This is a genomic window from Ignavibacteriota bacterium (assembly GCA_019637995.1).
GTDB lineage: Bacteria > Bacteroidota > Ignavibacteria > Kapaibacteriales > UBA2268 > JANJTB01.
Genome location: JAHBUQ010000001.1, coordinates 18767 through 33523 on the forward strand (window position 1 = coordinate 18767; position 14757 = coordinate 33523).

Here is a 14757-nt window from a genome sequence, read left to right on the forward strand (position 1 = left end):
TAAATTTATACGTTCAAAAGGCTCTTAATAGTTATCTATTTGCGCTCTTTGGAGTTTATCAGAATAATCAACATAAACCGTTTTCCATTCGGTGAAAATATCAAATACAGTCCAGCCACCTTCGCGATGTCCGTTGCCGGTACCTTTCACGCCGCCGAAAGGCATGTGAGCTTCTGCTCCGATTGTAGGAGCATTGATATAAGTAATGCCTGCTTCAATTTCACGAATTGCTACAAATGCCTTATTTACATCACGTGTGAAAATTGATGATGAAAGTCCATATTCACAATGATTCTGAAGTTCAATAGCGTGTTCAAAATTTTCTGCTTTAGTAATTGCCAGAACAGGTCCAAAAACTTCTTCATTGAAAAGTCTGTTTTGTACAGTAACATCAGCAATAATAGTTGGTTTGAAGAAAAATCCTTTAGCAAGTTCGCCATCAGTAGCCGGCTCGCCACCACAAACCAATCTGCCGCCGTCTTCAATACCTAAATTAGTATAATACTGGCAATTCTGAAGCGATTTTTCGTGTATTACCGGACCAACATCCGTTCCTTTTACGAGTCCATCACCGAGTTTCAGATTATTAGCTTTTTCCACCATAATTTCAACAAATTTATCGTAAATGCCTTTTTCAACAATTACTCTTGAAGTAGCAGTACAACGCTGTCCGGTCGTACCAAACGCACCCCATAAAGCTCCTTCAACCGCAAGCTCAAGATTTGCATCATCAAGAACGATTTGAGCATTTTTTCCACCCATTTCGAGTGATACTTTTTTATTCATTCTGCCGCAAATTTCGCCTAATTTTGTTCCAATATCAGTAGAACCTGTAAATCCGATGAGATTAACTTCAGGATGCTCTACAATCATATTGCCCATTGAACCTTTGCCAAGCACAAGATTAAACACACCTTTCGGAACGCCTGCTTCTTCAAGAATTTCTGCAAAAATTACTCCTGAATGAGGAGATTCTTTAGATGGTTTATAAATTATAGTGTTACCCGCTGCAAGTCCGGGAAGAATTTTCCATGAAGGAACGGCAACCGGAAAATTCCATGCAGTAATGATACCACAAACACCAATTGCAGTACGGAAAGATAAATTCATTTTATTTTCCATTTCTGATGGGGCTGTATAACCAAATAATCTGCGTGTTTCTGATGCTGAATAGTATGCAGTATCAATTGCTTCCTGAACATCACCTTCGGTTTCAAAAGTTGGTTTGCCCATTTCGCGTGTCATAATGCGGGCTAATTCTTCTTTTCTGCGAACAAAAATATCACCTGCTTTTTTGATTATGTCGCCGCGTTTTGGTGCAGGCATTCTGCTCCATTCTTTGAAAGCAGCACGAGCAGCTTTTGCAGCGTTGTCAACATCCGGCTGACCTGAATCAGGAAATTCACCTATAATATCTTCACGATTTGCAGGGGAAATATTTGGGAAGTATTTGCCATCAACCGGCTCTACCCATTCACCGTTGATATAATTTTTGAATTTTAACATATTTTCTCCGTTATAGTTTTTTTTGGAAATTTTTATTTCCAATGATTACACATATTTAATATTCAAAAATAACTATTTGAAAGCAAAAAACATAATTTAATCAGCAATTTGTTGATGAAATTTCATTTGTTGTAAATATCTTTTAAATAATATTCTCAAAATTTAATTTTTAAAATATTAAGATTAAGCTAATTATTTTTATAATTTAAAATAATATATTATTTTTGTATTACAATTTTATTATCAAATATTTATTTATGGAGTTCTTATGAGCAAATTGTTTGCAATAGTCTTAGTTGTATTATCTGTAATTTTTATAGCATCATGCTCCTCGGATAGTGGAACAAATAATTCAGGTGAAATGATATTAGGTACACTTGAAGCAAAACTTGATGGTAAAACCTGGAAAAGCCAGCAAGCATTAGCCTCAAAAATTGGTGGAGCTATGTACCAAATTACAGGCGCCGCAATTACCGGAGCAACCGAAACTATTACCCTAACAATTCCTAAAGTTGAAGCCGGTACGCATACAGGAGGAATTGGCAATGTTAATGTAATAGATATTTCTAACCCAATGGCAGGTCAGAAGGCATATAGTAACACTAATGTTACTTACACAATTTCAAATGTTACTGACGAGGAAATATCAGGTTCATTTAGCTTTGTAGCTACTAATACAGCACAAGGACAGTCTGATACAAGAAAAGTTGAAAGCGGCAGATTCAGAGTAAAATTTGTAAATTAATTATTTCTTTATTTCATCGAAAATCCCCTTGAAATCATTCACAGGGGATTTTTTTTTGAAATATATTTAAAAAAACAAAATTATCGGCTTCAAATGAATTAAAAGATATGTTTGAAGACGCTTTAAATGATTTTGACAAGAAAAATTATGTTAGTGCAAGACAGAAATTCAATGCTTTAAAAAATACTGTCAGTGATGATGACTCACTATATTATGAAGCCGATTTTTATCTGATTGAATGTACTTTAAGTGAAAACAATCTGAATGAAGCAAAAAGCCTGCTTGAAAGCATGCTCGTTGATATTCGCTTACCTAATAGTGTGCTTGAAAGAGTATTGGTCAGACTTGGGCAAATTCACTGCTCCCGTAATGATAAAAAAGCTGCCACAATGCACTTTACAAGATTAGCCGATATTAACCCAAATTCAATTTACCTAAAAATTGCCAACTGCGACTTTATTAATAACAGTTCAAAGTAGAACTGAAGCTTCCTTCTGTTGTTGGGTTTTAGTTGCTGGGGGTTCGGGATTTGGAAACAACGTAGTTGCTTACCATTAATAGCAATTGGTGTTGTGAAACCTACCTATTGTTCTTCAACTCCGAAGGAGTTGTATGCTTATAGAAAATGGTTTTAAAATAATCTTTAATACGACCTTAAAGAGGTCGAATATGCAACATATCCATCGTTTCTATAAGGATTTGACATCTTCGATGTCGGAAATTATTCATTATAAATATTTTAGTTATAATCTCAAACAAAAAAAAATCAATTGTTGGTAGGGATTTGGAACAGCAACGTAGTTGCTTACCATTAATAGCAAATGGTGTCAATATGTTGAGCTAAATACTTTTATTATAATTTACTTATCAGCTTAATGATTCAAAATATCGTGCTAAAATTTTAAAAATCAATTTCAAATAATTTATCTCCTTCTTGCCTTTATAAATACAAATTTTTGTGCCTTAAAGTAGTTTTGTAAAAAAAAAATGTTACTATTTTGTACAAAATGCAATTTTTATGAGATGAAATTCAAGTTAATGTGTTATTGTACGTATAAGGAAGTACATTTTATAAATATTTATTTGGTGAATTGAAATTGAAGAAGAATTTAGCTGTTATAATAGGCATAATATTTTCTGTTGCAGGACTACATTCACAAGTTGTTATTAATGAAGTAAGCTCTGTAAATTATGATGTGTTAATGGATGAAGACCATGAAAGACCTGACTGGATTGAACTTTATAACACAAGTCCGAATCCTGTGAATCTTGGGGGCTGGAAAATTTTTGACCGTGACAATATTAACAATGCATGGACATTCCCAAATTATGAGATGGCAGGTTACGAGAGGTTTGTTGTCATGGCAAGCGGCAAAAACTACAGCAATTCCGGTAAATTCATTATGGAAGCCGCAGGTCAGGGGATTTTTCCACACTCCCGTGATGACAGCTATAAATTTCAATATACTGAATTAAGCGGTGATTTTGAGTTCTCCGTTCAGGTTCATTCCATCAGTAATATAGCTCCTTTTGGCAGTACAGGAGTAATTGTCAGAGAAGATTTAACGAATACAAACAGGTTCTTCGGTGTATTCTCGCAAAGAGATGACAGGCCAAATTGTGAGTTTTTATACCGCGACACAACAGTTTTTGAATATCGCTACCCTAAGAGAATTTACTCTAAAACTGAGGCAATTTATCCGAATGTTGTTCTATCGGTCAAAAGGAAAGACGACAGCATTACAGCCGGAATTTATGACATTGAGGGATTTTGTCTTGAATCGCACACAATGTTTTGGGATTTTCCCCACAATGTTTTTGTTGGAATAGCTTTATCCTCAACAAACCCCGGGAATAATGGTAAAGCATCATACTCAAACCTCAAAGTAAACGGCTCTGCTTATGGATTTGAAAGTTTAAATACTATCGAACATGACTTGATGCTCAGTGGTAAATCATATTTTTCAAGAGAAATGCACACAAATTTCAGCATTTCCCGGAGTGGAGAAACAGTTTACCTATGGAACAGGCAGGGCAATTTAGTTGATAAAGTTGAATTACCTGAAATGTATGTTGATATGTCTTATGCCAGAATTCCTAATGGAACCGGAAACTGGACTTACTCAATGCCACCAACACCGGAAAAAATCAATGAAAACCCCAAGCTTGGAATAGTAAAAAATCCTCAGTTTTCACAAGAAGCCGGAATGTATGAATCGCCGATTAGTGTTTCGATTAAACTGGATAATTCAGCCGAAGTGTGTTTCTACACATTAGATGGAAGCGAGCCTAATGAGACATCAACTAAATATCAGGGTGGTACTATTTTCATTAATAATACAACAGTTCTTAAAGCTATTGCTTACCGCAATAACTATATTCCAAGTCAAATTGAAACAGCTACATATTTGATAAATGAAAATACTGCGGGTATGCCGGTAGTCTCAATTTCATCAAATCCCGAATATTTTTTTGATGAGGAAATTGGATTATTTGAAAGACCTCATTCAAATTTTGAATATCCTTTAACATTTGAATTTTTTGAATTCAATGACAAACGTGATTTTGTCAACAGAACAGCTATCAAAACTCATGGTCATGGTGCAGCGTTGGATGAGCAAACATCTCTAAGGTTCAATGCCAAGTCGAAATATGGACTTAGTGACCTTGAATATCCATTTTTTGGAGAAAGCGGACTAAAAGTTTATGATAAAATATTGATAAGAAATTCAGGTCAGGATAGGTTTGGTGCATTCATTAGAGATGCATTTGTAAGTGTACTCGGTGAGAAAATTGATTTTGTGAAAGGAACTGCTTACAGGCCGGTTATGGTTTATTTGAATGGTGAATTTTGGGGAATGTATAATCTCCGGGAAAGATTTGATACCGAATTAATTGAAGGAAGGCATAAGGTCGAAGTGCCTTCAATCAGTATGATGGAGCCGGTTTACAGATTAATGGCAGGTTCTTCCAGAACCTATCGCGATATGTTAATTACAATGCGGGAAATTGATGCCGACTCAGTTATTTCATATTTAGATAATATAATTGACATAGATAATTTGATTGATTATTCCGCAGTTTCATTTTGGGCTAATAACACAGATTGGCCCCAGCATAATTTCAAATTTTGGCGTTCAAGTCAATTAGATAACAAATGGCGTTGGATTTTAATGGATTTTGATTTATCTTTAAATTTTGACTTTACCAATATTTTCAGAGTTGACCATTTTAAATATTCGATGGAAAAAGCTCAGGAAGACCCTGAATTATATCATTTCCCGTCAATTTTATTAAATTCATTCAAAAGCAAAGAATTTAGAGATAAATACTTAAATAGAAATTGTGACTTGTTGAATACAACTTTAAGTGCTGAACCTTTGCAAAATTTACTTGATAGTCTAATAACAAATATACGACCAACAGTTCCAATTCAAATTAACAGGTGGGAAAGAAGTATACCACTTTTTGATAAACACGTTGATATGATGATGACTTATTTTGAAGAACGACCCTCCTACTATCGTGAGCATTTGAGAGAATACTTTGAATTAAGTGGTACAGTTGTAATTGAAGTAACATCAAATTTACCAAATGCCTGTACTTTTAATGTCAATAGTCTAAATAAATTGCCAATTGGCTGGAACGGTATCTATTTCAGGGAAATACCGATAAAAGTGACTTACAACCGAAATATTGGAAGTGAATTCAAATTCTGGTTTATAAACGAAAGCATGATAGTATTAGGTGATACGCTATCATTTACTCCTTATGATTCAATTGCAAGTATAAAAGCGATTTTCGAGGAAATATTCGAGCCAGTTCCCGGGATGGTCGTCATTAATGAAATAATGTATAAAGCTGCACCGGATATTAATTCAGATGACTGGGTTGAATTGTATAATCCGGGTGATTTGGATATTGATGTAAGTGGCTGGTTAATGAAAGATGACAACAATAACCGACATTTCGCAATTCCAAATAATACTACTTTAAAATCAGGTGAATATCTTGTATTAATCGAGAGTAGAAACAGATTTACAAGAATATATCCTCAAATCAAAAATTTCACTGGAGAATTTTCATTTGGTTTGGGTACTGATGATATGGTAAGAATATTCGATAATCATGGTGTATTGAAAGATTCTGTAAAATACACAAATCGTCCTCCATGGTATCCCGAAGCAGACGGGCTTGGTCCATCACTTGAACTTATTGATGCGTTTTCAGATAATTCAATTGCCTCATCATGGCGAGTTTCTTATGTTGACGGAGGCACTCCCGGCAGACCAAATTCTGCAACAAGCATATCAGATAACTTTTATGAAAACCACTTAAAAGTGTACCCGAATCCTGTAAGAGTACAAGCAAATATTGACTTTACTGTTGATAAGGGTGAAAATATTTCACTTGAAATTTATGATTTATTTGGGAATAAAATCAGAAATCTAATTGATGGATTTTATGATGCAGGGTTTTATTCTACATTTTGGGACAGCAAAGATGAAAAAGGGAAATTAATGCCATCTGGAATGTATTTTATTAAGATTCAATCCGGCAATTCATCAAAAATTGAAAAAATAATATTGGAGTAGATACTAATCTACTCCAAATACTTTCACAGCTGGTATTTCGGGTATCAATTTATGATAGTATAATAGTTCGAGATTTTGCTCAAATGCTAATTTAATTTCGGGGTTCCATCTGGTAAGAATTTTTCCTTCTCTTTCTGAATTTGGATTAATATCTATTTCTTCAGGAATTTCATCCAAAGCAAAAAGATTAGTTAACTCTATTACGTCATCAGGTTCTTCTTCATTTCTGGTAACCCAGGTTCCTGCAATCAGCGGAATTTCAAAAGTTTCGAACCAATCTTCAGTAATGTCCATTGAATTGAGAGTTTCATCATTGCCATAGCTTAATGCTGCAGAGTAACTTTTAAGAATATCATCTACATCGCCCTTGCATTGTTCAAGTTTCAGGTAGATATCATATCTTTCAGAAAGAAGAATATTGCCGATTTTCATCAAAAAATCGCTTGAGTTAGCAGAACCAATTGCTTCGATTGTACTCAATCCCTGATTAAAATATAGCGAAGCCCTGCCGGAATATCCTACAAAACCCGCAGTAAAACTTGGTATAATTCTGAAATCTGCATTTTTGACACCGGCACCGTAACCAAGCGGACTTAGCAGTGCAAGCGAAGCTCTGTTTTTTAGCATATTTTCAATGCAAGAAGCTTCATCAGTCTTAATCAGCTCAAAATTTTTCTCTTCACAAACTCTCTCAATATTTCCGAGTATTTCCGGAAAAACAAAATTATGTGGTACGAATATTAACTTTTTCATCACTTACTTTCAATATTTTCAAGAATAACTTCGGATATGTCTTTTACTTTAACATCTTCGATTTCTTTAGCTTTAACTCCATCGGTAATCATAGTCATACAGAATGGGCAGTTAACAGCAATATTTTTTGCTCCTGTTTCAAGTAGTTCTTCTGTACGCTCAATATTTACTCTCTTACCCTGGTCTTCTTCGAGGAACATCTGACCGCCGCCAGCACCACAACATAAACCTCTGTCTTTGGAGCGGACAGTTTCTCTGATTTTTAGTCCGGGCACCGAAAGTAGTGTATCGCGCGGCTCGTCATAAACATTATTGTAACGTCCCATATAGCAGCTATCGTGATATGTAAAATCATTAATAGCATCTGAGTGTGCAGATGGGCTGAGTTTTCCTTGCTTGATTAAGTCCATTATGAATTGTGAATGATGCACTACTTCGTAATTGGCACCAAAGGTCGGATATTCATTTTTAAGTGTATTAAAGCAATGTGGACAAGTTGCAACAATTTTGTTGAATTTATACTGACCGATAGTTTCGATATTTGCTTTAACCATCATATCAGCTAAATATTCGTTTCCGGTTCTGCGGGCAACATCACCGTTGCACTGTTCTTCAGTACCGAGAATAGCAAAATTAATATCAGCAATCTGCATTAGTTTTGAAAAAGCAAGTGATACTTTTTTGGCTCTGTCATCGAAACTACCTGCACATCCCACCCAGAAAAGAATATCGAATTCACCCAGCTCAGCAGCAGTTTTGATATCAGCACCATCTGCCCAATCGGCTCTTTCAGACGGAGGGAAAGCCCAAGGAGTTGCATTTGTTTCAAGATTTCCGAATGTATTCTGTAAAAGTGCAGGAAACTCGCTTTCCATCATTACAAGTGAGCGTCGCATATCAACGATTGCCGGAACGTGTTCAATATTTACGGGGCATTCCTGCATACAAGCGCCACAAGTAGTGCATTGCCATAGAGCTTCGATATTTTCGTATTCACCGATGAATTTTTTATCAAGAATTTTTTGTTCGTCTTCAGTATAATTTGCTTCGCCGTTGGCATATTTTGCCAAAATCGGCATTTTTTCCATAGTGCGTTCACGAATTTCTATGATAATCTGCCTTGGGTCGAGAACTTTACCTGTGATATTTGCCGGACAAACACTTGTACACCTTCCGCAATGAGTGCATGTATAACCATCTAACAGAGTTTTCCACTTGAAATCTTCGACATCCGAGACACCGTATTTTTCGATATTTTCATCTTCAAAATCAATATTGTCAAGTTTATTAACAGGTCCTGTATTTGAGAAATATACATTAGGTACAGAAGTCAGAACGTGTAAATGCTTAGAAAATGGCAAGTAATTCATAAATGCAAAAATTAGCAATATATGAATCCAGAATGATATTTCGTGAATCGGGATAACTGCTGATTCCGGTATCATCATACCAACAGCCGCCGCTAAAGGTCTTACTGACCAACCGGCTTCATACATTACACTTGCAGTGGCGTTTTCAAACAGCAATGATGTTACGATTGTAAAAATCATTAATAATATGAATGCCGCTTCAATTTTCTCTGCTTCAACTTGCAGACGCTTGACCTTAGCTCCATATCGTCTCCATAACGCAAAAACAATCGCAATAATAATAGCAAAGCAGAATAAATCTGTAAGTATTGTTATAACACTGTAAATTGGTCCTAAGAAACTAAAAAAGTCATATACTCCGAATAACCCTGCTACTATTGCATTCACAGCAGAAAAAAGGAGTATTAGAAATCCCCAGAATATACCGGCATGAATTGGACCGGCTTGTTTATCTCTCAATATTTTTGTTTGAGCAAATGCGACTATAAGGGTTTGTCTTATGCGATTGCCTATTTCACCAAAACGATTATCTGGCTTTCCAAGCTTAAGATATGAGATTAATCTCAGTGCATTTTTTGTGAAGAATGCAAAAGCACCTATAAATATTACAATAAATATTATATTCTTTATTCCAAAATCCATAATAAATACCAATCAATCATTATATACAAAATACAAAAATAATTGATTTATCTGAAAACTAATAATTAATTAATTTATATTGATAATTTTTACTTCATAATTTTAAATTTCAAATTGTTGAATCAAAATTTTCTTACTTTACAATTCTATAATTTGACCGATAAAATTCATATTTCTATGAAACAAATAAGAAAAAATATGACATTAAGTACTTGCTGCGATATTAATTGAAATGTTTGTAATTTTAAAGTAATTATTTCGTCATTTATTGTGTATTCAAATATAAATAATAATTTTCGGAAATGGCAAATATCAAATATATATTTCTTGCAACAGTAATAATTTCAATATTCAGTTTTGAAGCTTTATCACAAATTCAGGGCAGTGCAATAAAGCTTGGCAGAGTTAAGTATTCAGGTGGTGGAGATTGGTATAACGACCCCTCCTCCGAACCTCAGCTTCTTACTTTTGTCAAAAAGAATACAAACATTAATGTTGAGTCGGCTTATGAGTTCGTTGATTTGGGCACAGATAATATTTTTTATTATCCGATTCTATTTTTGACCGGACACGGAAATGTTAATTTTACTGATAGTGAAGTCCGCCGTTTAAGAGCCTATCTTGAGAATGGTGGCTTTTTGTATATAGATGATGATTATGGTTTAGACCAATATATCCGCCGTGAGATGAAAAAAGTATTCCCAAATCAGGAATTTATCGAAATTCCATATTCTCACGGATTATTTAATTCACCTTATCCATTCCCGAATGGTGCTCCAAAAGTACATGAACACGATGAAAAACCACCTCAGACTTTCGGACTTTTTCACGAAGGAAGACTTTGTGTGCTATATACTTATGAATCAAATCCAAGTGATGGCTGGCCAGAGCCTGATGTTCATAAAGTCGAGCCTGACAAAAGGCTTCAAGCACTCAAATTTGGTACAAATATTATCGTATGGGCGTTAAGCAATTAAAAGGTAAATCAATGCAAAATAATGAAAATTCATACAAATTATTAATAGATAAAATTAATTCGACAAGAAGAAAAGAAAACAGCTTGATTCTTGGAACAGGTCTCTTTAAAGTTTTTGCAATTACATTACTGACTGTGATACTTGCTGGATTTATTGAAATGGCTGCCCATGGCGATACTTTACTCAGGACAATTTTAGCAGGTTCAGTATTTATAAGCTTTATTGTTTCTTTTGGCCTTTTTGCAATGCCCGGAATATTGCGTTTTGCAGGAGTTCGCAATCACTATGATGATAATGGAATGGCACTTAGAATTGGTGATCATTTCACCGATATCAAAGATAATCTTGGCAATGCACTTCAAATGATACCAATATCAAAAAATCCCGGCGGAGTGTCTTCAAGTCTTGCACTTGCGGCATTTGAAGAGATTTCAAGGAAAATTAGCGGACGAAATTTTGATGAAATAATTAAATATGATGAAATTAAAAAAAGTGTAATTTATTTTGCAATTGCATTGTTCACTTTTGGAATTTCCAATATAGCTTTTCCCGATGCTTTTGGCTCTGCTCTTGGAAGAGTCGCAGATTTCAGAACATCATATCTTCCTGCTGTCCCATTTTCATTGACAATCGAGCCGCTTGAAGAAAGTGTACTTCGTGGCGATAAAGTAAAAATCACAGTTAAGGCTGAAGGAATTGCACCAGATGAGATTACTCTCCATATAAAGGAAGATAAACAGGAAGCATTTGATGAAATTTCCTTAAAACTAAATGATGATAATGAATACATTTATGAGGTTAATTCTTTAAAGAATACTATATTTTTTTATGGACGCTCTGAATGGTACCGCGAACCTGTGATAACCAATCGCGGTGTGATTTATGTAATTGATAAGCCGATTATTAAAAGTATTTCAGGAAAACTTAATTATCCGTCTTATACATCGCAGCCTGCTTCATTTTTTACTGAACAAAATGCTGATTTCACTGCATTAGTTGGTTCTAAAGCTGAATTTGAAATTTTATCAAATAAAGAACTTCAGAAAGCTGAGATTAAATTTATAAAGAAAGATATGACTGCGGCAAATGATAGCAGTGCAGTAACAAATGACACAATCATATACAGTCTTAAGGTAAATGGAAAGCGGGCAAGCGGAGATTTGAGAATTAATAATTCAGGAAACTATTTTATAGAGCTAACTGATTTCGATATCGAAAAAAGTGAGAATCCAATTGTCTATTCAGTTATAGCAATACAAGATGCTTTCCCTTCCATTAAATTAATTGAACCGCTCAGCGATACTGAAGTAAATACTAACGCATTACTTCCGATAAGAGTAAGAATTTCCGATGATTATGGATTATCAAAACTTACTTTGAATTACCGACTTTCTAAAAGCCCTTATGCATTGCCCGATGAGAATTTCACTACATACGAAATTAAATTCATTAAAGGCGAAAGTGAAATTGAAGTGCCTTACGTTTGGGATTTGAACAAACTTGGAATAATGCCTGAAGATGTATTTGAATTTTATCTTGAAGTTGCTGATAATGATATAGTTAATGGTCCCAAAAAAGCCAGAACACAGACTTTATCTGTAAGACTTCCATCTCTTGAAGAAGTCCAGAAAGAAAGTGAGCTTGTTCAGGCAAAAATTGAGAAAGATTTAGACAAAATTATGAAAGAAGCCCTTGAAATCAAAAAAGATTTAGATGAGCTCAATCGTGATTTGATGAAAGAAAAAAATAAGATGAAAGAGCCCGATTGGAAGCAGAAAAAAAAGGCTGAAGATATTGCCAAAAAGCAGCAGGAACTTAAAGAAAAAATGAGCGAAATGTCTAAATCGCTCGAAGATGCCACTGAAAAACTTCAGGAAAATCAGATGATTTCACCTGAAACTCTTGAGAAATATAAAGAACTGCAAAATTTAATGAAACAGGTCGATTCGCCTGAACTTCGCAGAATGCAGGAAAAAATGCAGGAAGCTATGAAAAATATGAATCAAGACCAACTTCAAAAAGCTATGGAGCAGTTCAAATTTGATGATGAGCAATTCAGAAAAAATATTGAACGCTCTATGAAAATTCTCAAGCGACTTCAGGCAGAACAGAAAACAGATGCACTACGAAAACGTGCAGAAGAGCTTGCCAAACAACAGGATGAACTTGCTGAAGAAACAGCAAAAAGCAATCCTGATGATAAATCTAAGCAGAATGAGCTTGCTAAAAGACAAGAAAAAATTCAAAAAGAATTGAATAATATTGAAAAAGAATTAAAAAATCTTGAAGACTTAATGAAGGAAATCGGCGAGCAGGAAATGCCGATGGATGACTTGCAGAAAGCAATGGATGATCTCAAGCCTGAAGAAACAAATCAGGAAATGAGCGATTCAAAAGAGAACATGAAATCGGGCGATATGCATAAATCTAAAAAAAATCAGCAAAATGCATCCAAAAATTTGAAGGATTTTGCTAAGCAAATGCAGAAAATGAAAGAAGGTATGCAGCAGCAGAATGCGCAGGAAGCTATTGACAAAATGGAAAAATATGTTTCTGATATGCTCGAACTCTCAAAAAAGCAGGAGAATGTCAAGAATAATACGGCAAGTTCGGATTATAACTCTACTCGTCTTCCTCAACATGCACAGACACAAGCTGAATTATTCGAGTCACTTATGAGTGTCGCCCAATCAATGGCAGCACTTTCAGAGAAAAGCTTTGCGGTAACTTCAGAAATGGCAAATGAAGTTTCCAATGCCTTAAATGAAATGCGTCAGAGTGTGGAAATGATGGCAGACCGAAATACACAAAAAGCTGCTGCATCGCAAAGTGCAGCAATGGGCGCTATGAATCGTGCTGCTTCACAGATGCAGGATATGGTTGGTGCTATGAAAGCTCAACAGAATGGTTCCTGTGACAATCCCGGCGGTCAGGGTGAAGGTGGCGGAGGAGGGTCAGGCATGACTCCCGGAATGAGTATGTCCCAGAAAATGCAGGAAATCGCCGCTCAACAGCAGGCAATCAATCAGGCTATGCAACAAATGATGCAAGGCGGACAGGGCGGAGGAGGTCAATCTTCTATGGAAAGACAAGCAGAAATGAGCAGGCTTGCCGATAAACAAGGCGGTGCTAGGAAATCTCTTGAAGAGCTTGCCAAAGAGCAAAAAGAAATTTCAGGCGGAGATAAAGAAAAATTAGCCGAGCTCGACAAAATTGCAAAAGAAATGCAGGAAATTTTGCAGGATATGAAAGTCAATGGAGTTACTCCGGAAACAATGAGAAAGCAGGAGAAAATTCTATCCCGTCTGCTTGATGCGACTCGCTCAGTCCACGACCGAGATTACGAAAAAGAGCGTGAAGGCAAATCCGCTGATAATATCTTCAGGAAAAGTCCCGGAGCGATTGATTTCAATACTCAGGAAGGTCGCGAAAAAGCTTTGCGTGATATGATGAAAGCTAATCAGAGAGGATATACTAAAGATTATGAAAATCTAATTCGTGCATATTTCGAATCTTTAAAAAAGGCTACTGAAAAATAATGGGACGCTCTATTGCCATTCTGACTGATTTCGGTCATACCGATAATTATGTCGGTATTATGAAAGGGGTTATCAGAAAAATCAGCCCATTTGCTGATATTATTGATTTGAATCATGGCATTGAGTCGGGAAATATTCGTTCAGCTGCTTACAACCTCGAATCTGCATATCAATATTTTCCTAAAAACACTATTTTCCTATGTGTTGTTGACCCTGGAGTCGGCAGCACGAGAAAAGCTGTTGCAATCGAAAGTGAAGGATTCTTTTTCGTGGCTCCTGATAATGGACTTCTCACTCCAATTATTCAAAAATCAAAAAGTAATATTACAGCAGTTGAACTTACAAATAAAAAATTTCAACTTGATAACCGGTCATCAACATTTCATGGAAGAGATATTTTCGCACCTGTTGCAGCACATATTTCTATGAAAACTGAATTATTGGAATTAGGTGATGTAATCAATATTAAAAACCTCGTACAACTAAATGATTACATAGCTAAAAAAAATGGTAATGAAATAACCGGAAATATTGTCCATAAAGACAAATTCGGAAATCTGATAACTGACATACCCGAAGATTGGGTAAACAAAAAAAAAAGAAGTAAAGACCTTAGTTGCAGGATTTGAA

General features: G+C 35.3%; 9 protein-coding genes. 6 read left to right on the forward strand and 3 right to left on the reverse strand.

The features are described 5' to 3' along the window. Positions 1–24: 24 nt before the first annotated feature. Positions 25–1506: an aldehyde dehydrogenase family protein gene (locus KF896_00050; GenBank protein MBX3042084.1), complete on the reverse strand. Its 1482-nt coding sequence runs from the start codon at positions 1504–1506 to the stop codon at positions 25–27. A 268-nt stretch (positions 1507–1774) separates the two neighbouring features. Between KF896_00050 and KF896_00055 the strand changes: the two genes are divergently transcribed. The 3 genes from KF896_00055 (at position 1775) to KF896_00065 (ending at position 6846) form a co-directional block, all read left to right on the forward strand. Beyond that, the gene (locus KF896_00055) at positions 1775–2251 is read left to right on the forward strand and encodes a hypothetical protein (protein MBX3042085.1); all 477 of its coding nucleotides are present in this window, start codon (positions 1775–1777) and stop codon (positions 2249–2251) included. 107 nt (positions 2252–2358) lie between these two features. Continuing rightward, complete coding sequence (locus tag KF896_00060; GenBank protein MBX3042086.1) at positions 2359–2730, forward strand: hypothetical protein; 372 nt, start codon at positions 2359–2361, stop codon at positions 2728–2730. Between the two features lie 618 nt (positions 2731–3348). Further along, positions 3349–6846: a lamin tail domain-containing protein gene (locus KF896_00065; GenBank protein MBX3042087.1), complete on the forward strand. Its 3498-nt coding sequence runs from the start codon at positions 3349–3351 to the stop codon at positions 6844–6846. A gap of 3 nt (positions 6847–6849) precedes the next feature. Here KF896_00065 and KF896_00070 read toward each other — a convergent pair whose 3' ends face one another. Next, complete coding sequence (locus KF896_00070) at positions 6850–7599, reverse strand: hypothetical protein (GenBank protein ID MBX3042088.1); 750 nt, start codon at positions 7597–7599, stop codon at positions 6850–6852. Beyond that, a complete protein-coding gene (locus KF896_00075; GenBank protein ID MBX3042089.1) occupies positions 7599–9611 on the reverse strand; it encodes a 4Fe-4S dicluster domain-containing protein in 2013 nt (670 codons plus the stop codon). The genes KF896_00070 and KF896_00075 overlap by 1 nt, the downstream gene beginning before the upstream one ends. 302 nt (positions 9612–9913) lie before the next feature. Between KF896_00075 and KF896_00080 the strand changes: the two genes are divergently transcribed. Genes KF896_00080 through KF896_00090 form a run of 3 tightly spaced genes read left to right on the forward strand, consistent with a single transcriptional unit; the run spans position 9914 to position 14756 of the window. Beyond that, positions 9914–10588, forward strand: coding sequence for a DUF4159 domain-containing protein (locus KF896_00080; GenBank protein MBX3042090.1), 675 nt, complete (start codon positions 9914–9916; stop codon positions 10586–10588). 11 nt (positions 10589–10599) lie between these two features. Then, entirely contained in the window at positions 10600–14127 is a 3528-nt protein-coding gene (locus tag KF896_00085; GenBank protein ID MBX3042091.1) for a hypothetical protein, read from the forward strand. Continuing rightward, on the forward strand, positions 14127–14756 hold the full coding sequence (locus KF896_00090; GenBank protein MBX3042092.1) for an SAM-dependent chlorinase/fluorinase: 630 nt from the start codon (positions 14127–14129) through the stop codon (positions 14754–14756). Before KF896_00085 ends, KF896_00090 begins: the two co-directional genes overlap by 1 nt. Position 14757: the final 1 nt, after the last annotated feature.

Excerpts from the sequence above, each read along its gene's own strand:
- KF896_00050 (MBX3042084.1), bottom strand. The coding sequence starts at position 1,506 with ATGTTAAAATTCAAAAATTATATCAACGGTGAATGGGTAGAGCCGGTT.
- KF896_00055 (MBX3042085.1), top strand. The coding sequence starts at position 1,775 with ATGAGCAAATTGTTTGCAATAGTCTTAGTTGTATTATCTGTAATTTTT.
- KF896_00060 (MBX3042086.1), top strand. The coding sequence starts at position 2,359 with ATGTTTGAAGACGCTTTAAATGATTTTGACAAGAAAAATTATGTTAGT.
- KF896_00070 (MBX3042088.1), bottom strand. The coding sequence starts at position 7,599 with ATGAAAAAGTTAATATTCGTACCACATAATTTTGTTTTTCCGGAAATA.
- KF896_00075 (MBX3042089.1), bottom strand. The coding sequence starts at position 9,611 with ATGGATTTTGGAATAAAGAATATAATATTTATTGTAATATTTATAGGT.
- KF896_00080 (MBX3042090.1), top strand. The coding sequence starts at position 9,914 with ATGGCAAATATCAAATATATATTTCTTGCAACAGTAATAATTTCAATA.
- KF896_00085 (MBX3042091.1), top strand. The coding sequence starts at position 10,600 with ATGCAAAATAATGAAAATTCATACAAATTATTAATAGATAAAATTAAT.
- KF896_00090 (MBX3042092.1), top strand. The coding sequence starts at position 14,127 with ATGGGACGCTCTATTGCCATTCTGACTGATTTCGGTCATACCGATAAT.